General features: G+C 38.5%; 14 protein-coding genes and 1 other RNA gene. 11 read left to right on the top strand and 4 right to left on the bottom strand.

Features of this window, described 5'->3' with window-relative positions; genetic code table 11:
- Positions 1–3: 3 nt before the first annotated feature.
- The 3 genes from ACFIKO_RS03790 to ACFIKO_RS03780 all read left to right on the top strand — a co-directional run bounded on the left by ACFIKO_RS03790 (position 4) and on the right by ACFIKO_RS03780 (position 5,205).
- Positions 4–1,311: an MFS family transporter gene (locus tag ACFIKO_RS03790; protein ID WP_375619620.1), complete on the top strand. Its 1,308-nt coding sequence runs from the start codon at positions 4–6 to the stop codon at positions 1,309–1,311.
- Positions 1,312–1,916: 605 nt separating this feature from the next.
- Positions 1,917–3,227 (top strand): MFS family transporter, encoded by a 1,311-nt coding sequence (locus tag ACFIKO_RS03785; RefSeq protein WP_375619621.1) that lies wholly within the window; start codon positions 1,917–1,919, stop codon positions 3,225–3,227.
- Positions 3,228–3,903: 676 nt separating this feature from the next.
- The gene (locus ACFIKO_RS03780) at positions 3,904–5,205 is read left to right on the top strand and encodes an MFS family transporter (protein ID WP_375673327.1); all 1,302 of its coding nucleotides are present in this window, start codon (positions 3,904–3,906) and stop codon (positions 5,203–5,205) included.
- Positions 5,206–5,280: 75 nt separating this feature from the next.
- Here ACFIKO_RS03780 and ACFIKO_RS03775 read toward each other — a convergent pair whose 3' ends face one another.
- Positions 5,281–5,586 carry a DUF2853 family protein gene (locus ACFIKO_RS03775; protein WP_375673325.1) on the bottom strand — a complete coding sequence of 102 codons (306 nt, stop codon included), beginning with the start codon at positions 5,584–5,586 and terminating at the stop codon, positions 5,281–5,283.
- Between the two features lie 97 nt (positions 5,587–5,683).
- Here ACFIKO_RS03775 and ssrA point away from each other — a divergent pair.
- The 5 genes from ssrA (at position 5,684) to ACFIKO_RS03750 (ending at position 9,679) form a co-directional block, all read left to right on the top strand.
- Positions 5,684–6,040, top strand: a transfer-messenger RNA (tmRNA) gene (ssrA, locus tag ACFIKO_RS03770).
- A 180-nt stretch (positions 6,041–6,220) separates the two neighbouring features.
- Positions 6,221–6,766, top strand: coding sequence for an SspB family protein (locus tag ACFIKO_RS03765; RefSeq protein ID WP_375673323.1), 546 nt, complete (start codon positions 6,221–6,223; stop codon positions 6,764–6,766).
- Between the two features lie 8 nt (positions 6,767–6,774).
- On the top strand, positions 6,775–6,957 hold the full coding sequence (locus tag ACFIKO_RS03760) for a DUF4169 family protein (protein WP_375647248.1): 183 nt from the start codon (positions 6,775–6,777) through the stop codon (positions 6,955–6,957).
- Between the two features lie 10 nt (positions 6,958–6,967).
- Complete coding sequence (locus tag ACFIKO_RS03755; protein ID WP_375673321.1) at positions 6,968–7,219, top strand: ribbon-helix-helix domain-containing protein; 252 nt, start codon at positions 6,968–6,970, stop codon at positions 7,217–7,219.
- Positions 7,220–7,339: 120 nt separating this feature from the next.
- Positions 7,340–9,679, top strand: coding sequence for an ATP-dependent helicase (locus ACFIKO_RS03750; protein ID WP_375673319.1), 2,340 nt, complete (start codon positions 7,340–7,342; stop codon positions 9,677–9,679).
- A 56-nt stretch (positions 9,680–9,735) separates the two neighbouring features.
- Here the strand turns inward: ACFIKO_RS03750 and ACFIKO_RS03745 are convergent, their stop codons facing one another.
- A complete protein-coding gene (locus tag ACFIKO_RS03745) occupies positions 9,736–10,365 on the bottom strand; it encodes a DapH/DapD/GlmU-related protein (protein ID WP_375673317.1) in 630 nt (209 codons plus the stop codon).
- A 136-nt stretch (positions 10,366–10,501) separates the two neighbouring features.
- Between ACFIKO_RS03745 and ACFIKO_RS03740 the strand changes: the two genes are divergently transcribed.
- The 3 genes from ACFIKO_RS03740 to ACFIKO_RS03730 are packed head-to-tail and all read left to right on the top strand — an operon-like array spanning position 10,502 to position 13,829.
- Positions 10,502–11,083, top strand: coding sequence for an SCO family protein (locus tag ACFIKO_RS03740; RefSeq protein WP_375673315.1), 582 nt, complete (start codon positions 10,502–10,504; stop codon positions 11,081–11,083).
- 27 nt (positions 11,084–11,110) lie between these two features.
- Entirely contained in the window at positions 11,111–11,980 is an 870-nt protein-coding gene (locus tag ACFIKO_RS03735) for a 50S ribosomal protein L11 methyltransferase (RefSeq protein ID WP_375673313.1), read from the top strand.
- A 22-nt stretch (positions 11,981–12,002) separates the two neighbouring features.
- On the top strand, positions 12,003–13,829 hold the full coding sequence (locus tag ACFIKO_RS03730; protein ID WP_375673311.1) for an aminopeptidase P family protein: 1,827 nt from the start codon (positions 12,003–12,005) through the stop codon (positions 13,827–13,829).
- Between the two features lie 603 nt (positions 13,830–14,432).
- Here ACFIKO_RS03730 and ligA read toward each other — a convergent pair.
- Together ligA and recN are read right to left on the bottom strand one after the other, a co-directional pair.
- Positions 14,433–16,592 carry an NAD-dependent DNA ligase LigA gene (ligA, locus tag ACFIKO_RS03725; RefSeq protein ID WP_375619629.1) on the bottom strand — a complete coding sequence of 720 codons (2,160 nt, stop codon included), beginning with the start codon at positions 16,590–16,592 and terminating at the stop codon, positions 14,433–14,435.
- A 109-nt stretch (positions 16,593–16,701) separates the two neighbouring features.
- Positions 16,702–18,363 (bottom strand): DNA repair protein RecN, encoded by a 1,662-nt coding sequence (gene recN / locus ACFIKO_RS03720; RefSeq protein WP_375619630.1) that lies wholly within the window; start codon positions 18,361–18,363, stop codon positions 16,702–16,704.
- Positions 18,364–18,366 lie beyond the last annotated feature (3 nt).

Below are 18,366 nucleotides of genomic sequence, written 5' to 3'. Positions count from 1 at the left end.
TTTATGGAGAATGAACCAGCTTTAGCACCACATGATACAAGAAAACGTATCTGGGCTATCATGTCCAGTGCATCAGGTAATCTAGTAGAATGGTATGATTTTTATGTTTATTCCTTTACGTCCATTTACTTTGCATCACAATTCTTTCCCTCAGATGGCAATGTCGTTACACAACTTTTAAAAGCAGCTGGTGTCTTTGCTATTGGTTTTCTTATGCGCCCAATCGGCGGATGGCTTTTTGGCTTCATTGCCGATCGTTACGGACGTAAACGCTCAATGCTTATCTCTGTTTTTATGATGTGTGGTGGTTCGTTCTTAATCGCCCTACTTCCTACCTATGAAACCATTGGAGTAGCAGCAGGAATTCTTTTACTTTTACTCAGAATGCTTCAGGGGCTTTCTGTCGGTGGTGAATATGGTACAACAGCAACTTATATGAGCGAAATTGCCCTCAAAAATCGCCGAGGATTTTTTAGCTCTTTCCAATACACCACACTGATTGGTGGTCAGCTTCTAGCCAGTCTTGTTATATTCATTTTAGCGCTTTACCTCACCGAAGATCAGCTAAAAGCATGGGGTTGGCGTATTCCATTTGCCATTGGTGGACTAGGAGCAATTGTTGCGATTTATCTACGCCGCACGCTCCATGAGACAACGACCAAAGAAAGTCGTTCTAGTGCACAAGCTGGTAGTATTAGGGGACTTCTAACCAACCACCGAAAAGCTTTTTTTCTAGTTATCGGCTTTACCGCTGGAGGATCGCTCACATTCTACACCTATACGACTTACATGCAGAAATATCTGATTACAACCACCGGCTTTGATAAACATACAGCCACAACTGTGATGACTGCTGCACTCTTTGTTTTCATGTTACTTCAACCTGCATTTGGTTTTATGGCTGATAAAATTGGAACAAGAACTTCACTCCTTATTTGGAGTGTCTTATCTATTATCTTTACCATTCCTGGACTTAATGTGATTGGTAGTACTGATAGTACATGGATTGCTTTATCAGTTATTATTGGAATGCTCTGCATTATGAGCTTTTACACGTCCATCTCTGGCATTGTAAAATCAGAAATGTTTCCCGCTTCAGTACGAGCAATAGGAGTTGGGCTCTCTTATGCTATTGCCAACGCACTGTTTGGCGGTTCTGCTGAATATGTCGCGCTTGGATTAAAAGATCTTGGATATGAATCTGTCTTCTATTTTTATATAACCGGCATGATGATTATTGCATTCATTTCTGTTCTCTTAATGCCCGATGCTCGGAAAGAGGGCTATCTTCAAGGTGATAGTATCCATTAAATTTTCTAAACTAAATCAAGAATCCCGATTTTTCGGGCTTCTTGATTATGATAGTACTGTAAAATCAATATTTACAACCTATTACAGACACGCCTTTCATATCATAAACATCTCTCGTATCATAAAGGAGCGATATCCTCTTCTTTGATATGAACCATGGTAAATAAATTATCCCATGTCATGACCGTATATTTTTCATGATACCAATAAATCCAGTATACTTAGCTTTAAAAACATCAGATCTGTTTTAATTAAAATCCTCTTTTCTTTATCAAAAATAAGCAAAATATCGTTTCCTTATTTGTCTAATAATAGAAATTAAACCGCATCTATTATCACCAATCAATCCTCTCTCAACACCCCTTTCTGATCTGGATGATCAATGACACCGTTAAAGATACAATAAAAATCAAAACATACCTTCCTATAAATATGAGTACCGTTTTTGTTCTATGACAAAAATAAAAACTGCAAACATCATAAAAATAAGCCGCTTCCATCCCCCTTTTTTTAAGAAAAATCGCAATATAATTGAATTTTTATGGCTTAAACTGTAAACAACTTTAAAGAGAAGAAAAGTTATAAATCTAAAAGGGGAATACTTCATGAATAATCAAACAACTTTAGATCCACATGATACAAGGAAACGTATTTTTGCTATCATATCCAGTGCATCAGGAAATCTGGTAGAATGGTACGACTTTTATGCTTACTCCTTTGCATCGGTTTATTTTGCATCACAATTTTTTCCTGAAGATGAAGATATCGTTACACAACTGTTAAAAACTGCAGGAATCTTTTTTATTGGCTTTCTTATGCGTCCAATTGGAGCATGGCTCTTTGGATTCATTGCGGATCGTTATGGACGTAAACGCTCAATGCTGATTTCTGTTTTTATGATGTGTGGAGGCTCTTTTCTCATTGCCCTACTTCCTACCTATAAAACCTTGGGAATAACAGCAGCATTTCTCCTCCTTTTAGTCCGCATGTTCCAAGGACTTTCCGTTGGCGGTGAATATGGTACAGCAGCAACTTATATGAGCGAAGTTGCACCCAAAAATCGTCGTGGGCTCTTTGCTTCTTTTCAATATGCAACAACGATCACAGGTCAACTTCTTGCAAGTTTTATAATATTTATTTTATCTCTTTACCTTACTGAAGATCAGTTAAAAGCGTGGGGATGGCGTATTCCTTTTGTCATTGGTGGCTTTGGAGCAATTGTCGCAATTTATCTGCGTAGTTTGCTCCATGAAACAACAACCCACAAAAGCCGCTCTGAAAAACATGCTGGTAGTCTTAGAGAACTTTTTCGTAATCATAAAAAAGCTTTCTTTTTGGTTGTTGGCTTTACAGCTGGTGGATCACTCACATTTTATACATACACCACTTATATGCAAAAATATCTGATCACAACCACGGGCTTTGATAAACAAACTGCAACAACGATAATGACTGCCGCCCTCTTTATTTTTGTGCTACTCCAACCCCTTTTAGGTTTCATAGCCGATAAAATTGGAGCAAGAGCTTCACTCATTAGTTGGAGTACCTTATCCATTATCTGCACCATTCCTGTACTTAAAATGATTGGGAATGCCCATAATGCATGGGCAGCACTCTTAATCATCATTGGAATACTCTGTGTTATGAGTTTTTATACGTCCATTGCTGGTATCATAAAAGCAGAATTGTTCCCAGCCTCAATCCGCGCAATTGGTGTTGGATTTGCTTTTGCCATTGGAAATGCACTATTTGGCGGTTCTGCTGAATATGTAGCGCTTGGATTAAAAAATATGGGATACGAATCTGTTTTCTTTTTTTATATAGTTGGTATGATGGTCATTGCACTCATCTCTATTCTCCTTATGCCCGATATAGATAAAGGAGGATATCTCGATAAAGACGATAAACTTCATTAAACTTATTTTTTGGATAAAAAAGCCCAAGAAAATGGGCTTTTTTTTATAATTATTTACACAAAAACTTAATTTTATTTATGAAACCCACTTCATTATCTTACTCTCAACAATAGACAGTCATCGAATACTTTCTATGACCTATAGATATTACTTCCATAACATATTGATTTGTAATGATTGTTTATCATTTTTTATCTCAATTGAGAAACCCAAATACCATAAGATTTTTTTCTACCCTTTTTATATTACGTCCTCATAACTATACCTCTTGCAAATCAGGAACAGAGTTAATGCTATGAATAAAATTATTTAATAAAAGAATAAAACAGCCTTTTATAAAATACTTAAATTACCAAAAATTGTACAAATCTATTGATATAATTTAAATTTAACAAATTTTCATAAAATTAAATGTATCTTACTATAAGAAAAACTTAATCAAATCTTATCAAGAAAACAATTATATTTAAGTTATAAATTTATTAAAACGATTTTTATTATTTAAATTAATTAATAAAAATATTTATACTATATAATAAATAGTTTAAAATTGCAAAATTATTTTATTTTAAATAGTTATTCATAAAAATAATCATTACACAATTGAATTTTTCTGGAAATCATAAACAATTATGGTTAGAAAATATCAACTATAAATTTAAAAGGGGAGCACTTCATGAAAAATGAAACAACTTTAATACAACATGATACAAGAAAACGTATCTTCGCTATCATATCTAGCGCATCAGGGAATCTAGTAGAGTGGTATGATTTTTACGTTTACTCATTTGCCTCTATTTACTTTGCACCACAATTTTTCCCTTCAGATGGCGATGTTGTTACCCAATTTTTTAAAACTGCAGGGATTTTTTTTATTGGTTTTCTTATGCGCCCAATTGGAAGTTGGCTTTTTGGCTTTATTGCTGATCGTTATGGACGAAAAAACTCGATGCTCATATCTATTCTTATGATGTGTGGGGGCTCTTTTCTCATTGCCATACTTCCCACTTATGAAACTTTAGGGAGAACTGCAGCAATTCTTCTCCTCCTAATCCGTATGATGCAGGGACTTTCAGCAGGTGGTGAATATGGTACAGCTGCAACTTATATAAGCGAAGTTTCCCTTAAAAAACACCGCGGTCTCTTCGCTTCTTTCCAATCTGGTACGCTTATTACTGGTCAACTTTTAGCCAGTTTTATTATATTTATTCTGGCACTTTATCTAACGGAAGACCAATTAAGAACATGGGGCTGGCGTATTCCTTTTGCCATTGGTGGATTAGCAGCAATAGTTGCACTTTATCTACGTCGTTCGCTTCATGAAACGACCACTAAAAAAAGCCGCTCTCAAAAACATACTGGTAGTCTTAAAGAGCTTCTAAGCAAGCATACAAAAGCATTTTTTGTGATTGTTCTTTTCGCCTCTGGAGGATCTCTCACATTTTACACCTGTACGACTTATATGCAGAAATATCTGATCACAACCACGGGTTTTGATAAACATACCGCTACAACTGTAATGACCGCGGCACTCTTTATTTTCATATTACTCCAACCCATATTTGGTATCCTAGCTGATAAAATTGGGACAAGAAATTTACTTATCCTTTGGAGTGCACTCTCTACTCTCTTTACGATTCCTGGACTTCTCATAATCGGTCACACGCATAATCCATGGATTGCGCTATCAGTTATTATTGGAATACTCTGTATTATGAGCATGTATACATCCATCTCTGGTGTCGTAAAATCAGCAATGTTTCCCTCTTCAGTACGAGCACTGGGAGTTGGTCTCTCTCATGCTATTGGCAATGCATTATTTGGTGGTTCTGCCGAATACGTAGCACTTGGATTAAAAAATATAGGACATGAATCACTGTTTTATTTTTACGTAATCGGCGTAATGATCATTGCATTCATTGCCACCCTCTTTATACCGGATATGAGCAAAGGAGGATATCTTCAAGAAAACGATTAAACCTTCGATGCTAAACAAAAAAGCCCAAAGAATTTTGGGCTTTTTTTATTGAGCAAAATTGAATTTTAAAATTGTTTAAATTTTATCAAGTGCGTTTAATTGTTTAGCTACCAAATAATAGAAAGTCATACGACTTTTTCTGCGATCTCCAGACATCATTTCTGCAACTTTTGACACAGCCATTTTAGCCCTCTGCTCATCCGCGCCTAATACATCTTGAACCCATTTTTCAACGCGTTCTAACTCTTTTGGATCCGATGTAGCAACAAGCGCTGCATCCTGCTTTTTCATCACCAAAGCTAAACGACGGCTAAGTCGTTCTACTGCTGCTTCATCGGGGGTTGAATCATATAGTTTAATATCTGCTAGATTATTGGTCATTTTGCATCATCTCCTCTCCAAAAATGAGCGGTCTATACTTTACCGCCGCATCATATAGCTCCATAAATAATTAGAGGATTAAAAATATTAACAACCCCCCCTTTTCCTAAGACTGTTCTTCATCTATATTTAAGGAGCTGGTTTACCAGCTATGGTAATAAATGGACAATGAAATAAACTCATTGGACCCGGGGGCGGTACCCGGCGCCTCCACCAAAATATAAGAGACAAAAATTATATTTTGGTGGGGGCGAAATAGGATCGACAAGGGCGTAAAGATTGCTCTTTTACTCGGCATAGTACCACCGTTATCGGACTAAATGAGTAGTTGCAAATGACAACTATGCGGAAGCACGTCTCGCTGCTTAATGCAGTGCGAATGTTTCAATTTAAGTCTTAAACCGTCGCAGGTTTAAGCGGGGTTCGGAGGCACCTGGCAACAGAAGCCTTCACTTTTTTAAATGTTATTGATTGATCTTTCAGACATTATCAAACATTATTTACCATAGAGTTTCGTATTTATTCGATTTATTGAGGTGCATCGTAGACAAAATACTGCTAATTTTAAAATATATCTATCACACAATATCAATACGCTCCATTCTGCTACGTGAAATAAAAGGAATAAACTTCGATGGTTAAAGATCAAATCCGTTACGATATTCTCGTTCAGGATGCGCTTCGTGGAGTTATCCGTAAAGTTTTATCGGAAGTTAGCAAAGCAGGTCTTCCGGGAAATCATCATTTTTTTATAACTTTTTTGACGAATGCCCCGGGCGTTAAAATTTCTCCTCGACTAAAAAATCGCTATCCTGAGCAAATGACAATCGTCTTACAACATCAGTTTAGAGATCTCAGTGTTTCAGAAACAGCTTTCGAAGTAACCCTCTCCTTCAGGGAAATAACCGAAAAGCTCGTGATTCCTTTTGCTTCCATTCAGGTCTTTTACGATCCTGTAGCAGCATTTGAAGCAGCATTTGATCTGCCCTCAAATCTTACCTCTGGAGAAAGTGAAAATTCAGAAAATACCTCAACGACACCCATTACCTTATCAAACACACAAAAAAAAGAAAATACGCTTACAAAAGAACAAAATTTCAGTACAAATAAAGAATCTTCAAATAACGATACAAAACAAAGTGCTGATGTTGTCTCTTTAGATTCTTTTCGGAAAAAATAAATTTTCTCATGACTGAATTGATTAATCTTCGCCAATTTCGAAAACAAAAAAAACGTACAGAAAAATCTCTTCGTGCTGAGCAAAATCGTTATCGTTTTGGACGAACAAAAACTGAAAAAATTTTTGAGCAACAAAAATCTTTAAAAACGCAAAAATTTCTTGATCAAAATCGTTTACGAAACGACGAATAAAGGTGGAAAAATGCACGAAAATAATTCTATCGATTGGTCAAAAGTCATTCCACGGAAAATATCTGTTCGCGTTGATGGACACGCAACAAGCGTCTCTTTAGAACCACCATTTTTAGATATTCTAAAAGACATAGCCCGCAAAAAAGGACAATCTTTAGCCTTTATTATCACTGATATTGATAGCAAAAGACCACAACAAGTGAATCTTTCGGCTTCGTTACGCGTTTACGCCCTTCAAAGCGTTCTCAGCCAACGCCTTTAATGTTTGTGCTTGTTTTTTACGTTCTCTTTCTGTTTATTCAACTGAAGCTATTATGACTCTTTTAAGAGAAGTTTTTTTAATCTAGAACTTCAATGAAAAAAAGACTACAAAAAAGATATAATGAGTAATTTTTCTGATCACAACATACCTTTCTTTGAAGAAGATTCCCCTCCAGACCATGATAAGAAGAGCTTTGGTTTTTTCTCCCCTACTCTGAAAGAACAAAAATCATATAACACAGACTATCTAGAACAACTCAATCCAGAACAGCAACAAGCTGTTATGAATACTGAGGGACCTCTTTTAGTTCTTGCAGGTGCTGGTACAGGAAAAACGCGCGTTTTAACAACCCGTATTTCTCACATTTTGCGCTGTGGGCTTGCCTCTCCTCAGCAAATACTTGCTGTCACTTTCACCAACAAAGCAGCACGTGAAATGAAAATACGTATTGGTGAACTTATTGGAGAAGTTGTTGAAGGTATGCCTTGGCTTGGAACTTTTCATTCCACTGGTGCTAAAATTTTACGCCGTCACGCAGAGCTTGTTGGTTTAAAAAGAAACTTTACAATTCTCGATAGCGATGATGTTCTTCGACTTTTAAAACAGCTTATTCAAGCTGAGGGACTAGACGATAAGCGTTGGCCCGCACGAAACCTTGCCATGATGATTGATTCTTGGAAAAATCAAGGACTTTCACCAGAACATATCTCAAAAAGTGATGCTCATTCCTTTGGCAACGGCATGGGACGCGAACTTTATCACAGTTATCAAAATCGATTAAAAGACCTCAATGCTTGTGATTTTGGCGACCTTCTACTTCATTCTATCTCTATCTTCCAACATAATCCAGATATTCTTCGCGAATATCATTCTCAATTTCGCTATATTCTTGTCGATGAATACCAAGATACAAATACAGCACAATATCTTTGGCTTCGCCTTTTGGCACAACAGCCCAAAGGTCAACATATTAATCTTTGTTGTGTTGGCGATGATGATCAATCCATTTATGGATGGCGTGGTGCAAAAGTCGAGAATATATTACGTTTTGAAAAAGATTTTCCTTCTGCCAAAATTATTCGTCTAGAACGCAATTATCGCTCAACATCCCATATTCTTAAAACCGCCTCCCATCTCATTGCTCATAATCAAGAAAGACTGGGAAAAGTCCTTTTTTCTGCACAAATAAAGAGTGAGGAAGAAAAAGTAAAAATACATTCAGCATGGGATTCGCAAGAAGAGGCCCGTGCCATCGGAGAAGAAATTGAACAAGCACAACAAACAGGTCATGCATTAAATCATATGGCTATATTGGTGCGTGCATCATTCCAAATGCGTGAATTTGAAGATCGCTTTGTAACGCTTGGTCTTAACTATCGCGTCATTGGTGGTCCTCGTTTTTATGAACGAATGGAAATACGTGATGCTATGGCTTATTTACGCGTTGTTGTCCAACCTGCTGATGATTTAGCTTTTGAGCGTGTTATTAATACACCGAAACGCGGCATAGGCGATGCAACCCTGCGCATTCTTTATGAGAGTGCGCGAGCACGTGCTGTTCCTCTCTTTTCTGCGGCCACTGACATCATTGAAACAGATGAGTTAAAGCCTAAGGCACGCAGTGCGTTACGAAACCTTATTGAAAACTTCCGCCGCTGGCAAAATATGCTTCAAGACACGCCTCATAAAGAACTTGCCGAGATTATCCTTGATGATTCTGGTTATACAACCATGTGGTTAGAAGATCGCTCACCAGAAGCTCCTACACGACTAGAAAATCTTAAAGAAATGATCCGTTCCATGGAACAATTTGAAAATCTTCAAAGTTTTTTGGAACATGTTGCACTGGTTATGGATGCTGAAAACAATGAAAATACCGATGCAGTCAACATCATGACCCTTCATTCAGCCAAAGGGCTTGAATTTGAAACAGTTTTTCTTCCTGGCTGGGAAGAAGGACTTTTTCCCCATCAGCGCTCATTAGATGAAGGTGGACGTTCAGGATTAGAAGAAGAACGGCGTCTTGCTTATGTTGGACTCACAAGAGCAAAAAAACACCTGCATATATGGTTTGTATCTAATCGTAGAATTCATGGACTTTGGCAATCTACTCTTCCCTCCCGCTTTCTAGATGAATTACCAGCAGAACATATAGAAGTCATAGCAACGGAAACAGCTTATGGTGGTTATGGAAAATCTTCCTTTCAAAATCACGATTCCTGTTATACTGGCTATGCAACAGCAAGACAAAAGCGTGCACAAAAAAACAAGACGATTGAAGGGAAATTTATCGCTCAATCAATCTCTCATGAATCATCAGATTTTTCTATTAATGATCGGATTTTTCACATAAAATTTGGTTATGGTCATATTACAGCAATAGACGATCATAAATTGACAATAATGTTTGAAAAAGCCGGTGAAAAGCGTGTACTAGATAATTTTGTAAACAAAGCTTAACTAAAAGCAAACCACGATCAGTTTTTGCAAGAGAACGTTTTGTTTTATTCTGATTATCATTTCCATTTGCGAACAAAGACTTCAATGGGTAAATTTTGCATATCCGGCAATGCATCGTAAATTGTATCAAGCGACCAATCCCACCAAGCCATCTCCAAAAGGCATTCTATGACATGATTGGGAAAACGCATCCGCAAGCGTTTAGCAGGAACACCAGCGACAACCGCATAAGGCATAACATCTTTCGTTATAACAGCGTTAGCACCAATAATTGCTCCATGTCCAACTGTCACCCCAGGCATAATAACCGCGCCATATCCAATCCACACATCATGCCCAATAATAACACGTTTTGCACAACGCCTTTCGCGAAAAGAACGATCAAGAGCCATATAACGAAAATATTCGTTTGGACGATAGGTTATTTTATGCGTTGAAACGCGCTCCATAGGATGCTCCAACGCATTCATCCGTACATGAGATGCAATAGAACAAAAACGCCCAATATCGCTATAAATAGCCTCACTATTACGTTCTAAATAAGAAAAATCTCCAACGGTTACATCCCGTAAAATCACCCGCTCATTAATTTCCACATAGCGCCCTAATTTACAACCATGTAGCCGTGCTGTCGTATGGACACGAGGCTCACTTTCATGAAATCGAAGATCGTTCTCAATATTCATGCATCCCTCACCAATGTTTCATCAATAGATATGGAAAGACATACCAATCAAGCCAATAAAATCAACCATGAAACAGAGATTGCAAAACAAACCTGCCGATGTTACAATTTCGTGATCTATCTAAGAGAGTCAAACTATGAAAAATGTAATACGCATCTTGGGGCTGACAATCATATTTCTTGCAGGTGTTTTTATTTATGATGCGCTGACAAATAAGCCTTTAGGTGATAATTTTACACTCACTGATTCTAATGGAAAAAATATCACTGAGGCTGATATTCGAAGCAAGCCTTCAATAATTTTTTTCGGATTCACTATGTGTCCTGAAATCTGTCCTACGACATTGATGAATCTTGATCGATGGCTTACAGCCCTTGGACCCAAGGCCGATAAATTAGGCATATGGTTTGTTACTGTTGACCCTGAACGTGATACACCAGAAGTGCTCCATGAATATCTCAGTAATTTTAACAATAAAATCATTGGGATCAGTGGAGATCCTGATAAAGTTCATAAAATGGTCAATTCCTTTAACATCGTTGCTGAAAAAGTCCCTGGAACAGATGGAAACTATACATATAACCATACAGCAGCAATTTTTTTACTCAAAAAAGGTGGAAAATTAGCTGGCGTTATCCGTTATGACACGAAAGAAAGCGATAGCGAATTAAAAGATGAAATCGCCATTGAACGGTTAAAAAAACTCATCTTAAACTAAAAAAAGCCGATCAAAAGAAAGAACAGCATGTCGCAACAAATTCGCCTCTATTATACTGCTTCTAAAAATGAAGCAGAACGGTTCTATACCCTTATAGACACAGCCTTTGACGAAGAAGGTTATCCTCTTGCTCTTACAGAGATAGATGAACAAAATGCTGTATATGAACTTTCACTCTATGTAAACCAAGGAAACTACGAGCATATTTTGAAACGCTTTGCCCAAATCCTTTCTATAGATCCTGATAAAATTAATATGGAAGTTTTACCCAACATTGATTGGGTACAGAAAAGCCTAGAAGGACTAAAACCTGTGCAAGCCGGTCCTTTTTTTCTTCATGGAAGTCACAACCGAAACGCCATTCCAGCCAATGTTCTCCCTATTGAAATTGAAGCAAATCAAGCTTTTGGCACCGGACATCATGGAACAACAGCTGGTTGTTTAGAAATGATTGCCAAAGTGATGGAACATGAAAATCCCCAAAATGCACTTGATCTTGGTACCGGCAGTGGGATACTCGCCATCGGCATCGCAATGCTCAAACCTATTGCTATACTTGCATCTGATATTGATCCAATCGCTATTCAAGTTACACAACACAATATCCAACTCAATGGCGTAAAAAAATATATCAAAGCTGTCACAGCAACAGATTTTGCCCATGATGAAATTGCTTCACGTGCTCCCTTTGATCTCATTGTTGCCAATATCCTTGCCAATCCTCTTATCGCACTTGCACAAGAAATGGTAAAGGCACTCCAAAAAGGTGGATCACTGATACTCTCTGGAATTCTTGAAGAACAACATGCAGATGTTTTAAAGGCTTATGTAAAACAAGGGCTGAAACACATTGAAACATACCACCGTCAAGGATGGGTTACGATACATCTGAAATAAAGTAAAAGAAAAGGACGTCGTTATGTATCAATCTTTTGAGGCGACAACAAATCCTGCTTATGCAGTAGAACGCATTGCCTCTCTTCGTAAAGAACTAGACCGCCTTGGACTCGATGGTTTTCTTGTTCCACGTGCAGATGAACATCAAGGAGAGTATGTCCCTCCTCATGCTCAACGCCTTAGCTGGCTAACCGGCTTTACTGGATCAGCTGGGATTGCACTGATTTTAAAAAACAAAGCCATCATATTTACAGACGGGCGATATAAACTCCAAGTTCGCCAACAAACTGATCCTAATATTTTTGATTATGAAGATCTCATAACCTACCCCCCCTCACAATGGCTTGAAAAAAATGGTCAAAAACTTTCTATTGGCTTTGATCCATGGCTCCACACCATCACTGCCACCGATGCATTGAAAAACGCATTAGAAATGAAAGTAGGTGGAAAACTTGTAGCAACTCACTCCAATCCCATTGATCTGCTTTGGCATGATCAGCCATCATTGCCACAAGCTGCCCTATCAATTCACCCTCTCAAATATGCTGGGTGCAATACGGATGAAAAACTCGCTTTGATTTACAAAGATATACAGAAAACTCATGCAAATGCTTTTATTTTTACAGACCCCTCCTCCATTGCATGGACATTCAATATACGTGGCAATGATGTTTCCAACACACCTTTTTCCCTTTGTTTTGCTCTCATTCCAATCCAAGAAACACCAGCCTTATTCATTAACAACAAAAAACTTGGTGTAGAACAGAAACAATATCTGGAACATTATGCAAAATTATATGAACCAGAACAGCTTATTCCAAAGATCAAAGAGTATGTTCAAAAAGGGATAGTGTTTGCCTTAGATCCACAGCTAACATGCGAAAAATTACGAACTGTTATTGAAGAAAAAAATAGCTCTTTCATCACACTTACCGACCCTGCCGCTCTACCACGTGCCATTAAAAATGACACAGAACTCAATGGCGCACGCAAAGCGCATCTACGCGATGGTGTTGCCCTAACCCGTTTTTTTTCCTGGTTAGATAAACAAATACCAGGGTCAATAAGTGAAATTTCTGCCGCTCAAAAATTAGAAGAATTTCGCATAAATACAGCAAAAGAAATGGGAGAAGAACTTAAAGATCTTTCTTTTGATACAATTTCAGCAGCAGGAGAAAATGGCGCCATTATTCATTATCGTGTAACGACACAAACAAATAAACAACTCAATGCGGGTGAACTTTATCTTGTTGATTCAGGTGGACAATATCGTGATGGAACGACAGATGTCACACGTACAGTAGCAATTGGGAATATTGGAGAAGAAGAAAAACGCTGTTTCACGCTTGTCCTCAAAGGTATGATTGCTCTTTCAACTGCAAGATTTCCAAAAGGAACCCGCGGACAAGACATTGATATTCTAGCGCGCATTGCATTGTGGAAAGCTGGTTTTGATTATGCTCATGGCACCGGTCATGGTGTTGGGTCTTATCTTTCTGTTCATGAAGGACCACAAAATATTTCCCGCAAAGGATGCCAAGAACTCATCTCCGGTATGATTCTTTCAAATGAACCAGGATATTATCGCGAAGGTGCTTTTGGTATCCGTCTTGAAAATTTGATAATTGTAAAGCCAGCACAAAAAATTGATGGCGGGGATATAGAAATGCTTTCGTTTGAGACGCTTACACTTTGCCCTATTGATCGAAAACTCATTCTCCCAGAGCTTTTGACACAAGAAGAACGGCAATGGCTCAATGATTACCATGCGCGCGTTTATCAGATGAATGCACCTTACTTAAATGAAGAAGATAAAAAATGGACAAAAAAGGCAACACTGCCCCTTTAAATGAGGCAACACAAATATCTTCTAATGCTTCTTATAAAAACACCACACCCTTCTCTTTTAAAGAGAGAAATGCGTATTTACCATCAGCAATCACAAAAAACGCTTCTATAAAATACTTCAAGTTTTTTTGCCGATAGGATAAAAGCTCTTCCCAAACTGAAACAGAACGGGATATACTTGTAACAGATAATGCTTATAAACTATCCTCCACCATCTTCACATGAAGTTGTAGCCTTATTCTGCTATATAGAAATTTTCATTATATTTTGTAATCCTACGCGTCACATTTCTAAAAAGCCTATTATAACCAGCTTATTACGCCGTTTAAACTCAAAAATTCTGCATATTTAGTTACAATTTTACCTTGATTCACAGTGATAACGTATATCTTTTACTAATAATAACCTTGTATATTCTTAATCATAAGAGTTTAAGTTTAATATTTAAATTCAACGTTTTTTAATCACTTAATAAATATCAAAATATATGGCGCTCTATTTTTGCAAAAAAACAACCCCTATTATTCCCTTTTTGCTTCCAGCCCCCAAAAATGTAAGAGAGATAACCATACAACCAGCATACGCATCTTCTAGAAAACGCCCTCTAAACATTATGTTTCTCAATCAACTGTAGCCAAGTCTCTTCATCGATAACCTCAACACCTAATTCTTCAGCTTTAGCTAATTTAGAGCCTGCTCCAGGTCCTGCAACAAGAAGATCTGTTTTTTTAGAAAGTGAACCAGATGTTTTGGCTCCTAATCGCTCTGCCAATGCTTTTGCTTCATCGCGTGACATATGCGTCAAAGTTCCTGTAAAAACAATAGTCTTTTCCGCTATTGGAGAAGAAGCTGTCGTGATAGGCACCTCATCAAGAGGGGTTACTTCTTCAAGTAAAACAGACAAAACCTCACGATTATGCGCTTCTTGATAAAAATCAACAATTGCGCTCCCTACCTGTGGCCCAATGCCTTCGATATTGGTAAGCTCCATCCAAGCTTCATTGCCTTTTTCATTTTCCTTATCACACGGCATAAGTGCTCCCATAGCCGCAGTTTCAAAAGCTGTATAATTTTTATAAGTACGCGCAAGGCGGCGTGCATTCACCTCTCCAACATGGCGAATCCCCAATGCAAACAAAAAACGGCTTAAAGGAATTTCGCGACGTGCATTAATGGCATCATACAATTTGCGAACTGAAACAGTACCAAAACCTTCTATATTTTCTAAACGTATCAAAGATTTTTCTTGGCGACGTTCTAAAGTAAAAATATCGGCTGGTGTATGAATACAAAGCGCTTCATCTTGAGCATAGAAAAAAAACTCTACCTGTTTTTTACCCAAGCCCTCAATATCAAAAGCATTGCGCGCAACAAAATGACGAATACGCTCAATCGCCTGTGCAGGACAAATAAGCCCCCCTGTACAGCGACGCACGGCTTCTCCCACTTCACGAACAGCATGACTCCCACAAGCTGGACACAAATGAGGAAAAATAAAGACAGCAGCATCTTTCGGGCGTTTTTCAATAATAACATCAATAACTTGAGGGATCACATCACCAGCACGTTGTACAATAACGCTATCGCCTATACGAATATCACGTCCTTCACGAATAGGCTCTCCTTTATGACCAATTCCCTTAATATAATCCTCATTATGCAAACTAGCATTGGTCACCACCACTCCACCAACAGTAATAGGCGTAAGACGTGCCACAGGTGTCAAAGCTCCCGTGCGACCAACTTGAATGTCAATATCTCTCAAAAGCGCTATCGCTTTTTCTGCTGGAAATTTATGCGCGATTGCCCAACGCGGCGAACGAGAAACAAATCCCAAGCGCTTTTGGAGCATCAAATCATTAACCTTATAAACAATACCATCAATATCATAGCTTAAAGAATAACGGCATTCTTCGATATCGTGATAATAAGAAATAATCTCTTCTAACGTCTTAAAGACTTTTGTTAATGGATTGATAACAAAGCCATATTCTTTTAGCTTTTTCATCATCTCCATTTGACTTTCTGCCAATATTTCACTCACCTCACCACAAGCATAAGCAAAAAATTGAAGCTTTCTGCTAGCGGTTATCCGTGAATCAAGCTGACGGAGTGAACCAGCTGCCGCATTTCGAGGATTGGCAAAGGTTAACTTGCCCTTCTCTTGTTGGCTGATATTAAGTGCTTGGAAATCCTCCCGCCCCATATAAACTTCACCACGCACCTCAATTATATCAGGAAAATCACCTTGCAAAACTTGTGGAATATCAGCAATGGTTCGGGCATTTGCCGTCACATTTTCACCGACAGCTCCATCCCCACGCGTTGCCGCACCCACAAGCCGCCCCTTTTCGTAGCGCAAAGACAAAGATAAACCATCAATTTTTGGCTCCGCTGTTATTTCCAACACTTGTGTTTCTGGAAGCCGTAAAAAACGACGAATACGCTCAACAAATTCAGTAACATCTTCAGAGCTAAACGCATTATCAAGTGAAAGCATTGGCTGTGCATGAACAGATTTTTCAAACTTTTCAGAAATTGGTGCCCCAATTTTATGTGAAGGAGAATCAACACGAATAAGCTCTGGAAAAATGGCTTCAATTTCTGCATTACGGCGGCGCAAAGCATCATATTCTGCATCAGAAATTTCAGGCTGATCATCACGATTATAAAGCACATCATGACGTGCAATCTCTTTTGCCAACCACTCTAATTCACTTTCTGCTTCAAAAGCTGTGAGATTTTTATCTGCATCTTTGTTCATAAAATCTATTCCAAATTACGAGCACTGCCACAAGGATCTCCACGCCTCCTCATAAAGTGAATCTCAATAAATACAAGCTTTCCAGTATTTTTTCGCTGACTAATTACCTTTATGCTAGAAGCTTTTGAGCCGCTGCACGCGCTTCTTCAGTAATCTGTTCTCCTGCCAACATACGAGCAATTTCTTCTGCACGCTCATGCTCTTCCATTTTATGAATAGCAGTAAAAAAGCGTCCTTTATCATGACTCTCAATTTTTGAAATAAGAAAATGACCATGCGCTTTCGATGCGACCTGTGGAGCATGCGTAATAGCGAAAACCTGGACATGTTCTGATAAGCGTTGCAACCTTTGCCCAATAGCAGCTGCAACAGCACCCCCAACGCCTGTATCAATTTCATCAAAGATCAGCGTCGGTGCTGATCCCCGATCAGATAAAACAACTTTTAATGCCAACAAAAAACGAGACAATTCACCGCCAGAAGCCACACTAAGCATCGGTCCAGCACGTGTTCCAGGATTTGTTCGCACCCAATATTCAATACGATCACATCCCTCTGCACTCCGCTTTTCGATATCACTTTGCATTTCAACAATAAATTCAGCCCTCTCTAATTTCAATGCCGGTAACTCAGTCATCACGCTTTCAGATAAGTGCTTTGCAACCTCTTGACGTTTTATTGACAACGCTTGTGCTAACATATCATAATTTTTTTGTGCTTGTTTTGCCTCATCTTCAAAACGTGTCAATATAGTCTGAGCCTCTTCAAATTCAGCTAGTTCAGCATCCATCTTATCGCGTAACTGAACCAATTCATCCGCAGAAACTTGATATTTACGAGCAAAACCCCGAAGAGAAAAAAGACGCTCTTCTATCCGTTCCAATTCATCAGGTTCAAAATCTAATGCTCGTATTGCCGTCTCAATACCTTCTTGTGCTGTTGCAAGTGCATGCAATGCCTCATCAATAGATTTCACCACAGGTACAATAAGCTCTTGTGCCTCAGGAATTTTCCGCTCCAAACGCCTCACCAAATTAGAAAGCACTGGGATTGGTGATTTTTGACCCGTTAAAAGATCATCCGCTTCTTTAATATCCGTCGCTATTTTTTCTAATTTAAGCATATCGGCACGACGAAGAGAAAGAGTATCCTCTTCACCAACTTTAAAATCAAGCTTTTCAAGCTCTTCTACACACGCACGAAGATAATCAACCTCACGTACCGCGCTCTCCACTTTAAGACGCTGCCGTTGCAAACGCTCCTCAAATTCACGCCATGTGTAATAACACTGACGCAAATTTTCCACTTCATCCTCAAGACCACCAAAGGCATCTAATAATTGGCGATGTGTAGCAACATCAACAAGTGCACGATCATCATGTTGTCCATGGATTTCAACCAGCAAACGGCCAACACTTCTCATCAATGCAACACTAGACACCTGATCATTGATAAAAACACGGCTACGTCCATCACTTGATTGCACACGTCGTAAAATAATATCACCTTCATCATCAAGACCATTCTCACGAATAAGTTGACGTGCAGGATGTGAAACAGACACATCAAAAACAGCTGTGACCTGCCCGCGGTCAGCACCATGACGCACAAGCGAAGCATCACCCCGCCCCCCTAGAGCAAGTGATAAAGCATCAAGGAGAATAGACTTCCCCGCACCTGTTTCTCCAGTTAAAACCGTCAACCCCGCCGTAAAATGAATATCGAGCGTTTCGATCAAAACAATATTATGAATCGAAAGCTGTACCAGCATAGA

Origin of the sequence: Bartonella sp. TS82HLJMH (genome assembly GCF_042193495.1) — a bacterium.
GTDB classification, from domain to species: Bacteria; Pseudomonadota; Alphaproteobacteria; order Rhizobiales; family Rhizobiaceae; genus Bartonella; species Bartonella grahamii.
This window is presented reverse-complemented; position numbering and strand designations above follow the sequence as displayed.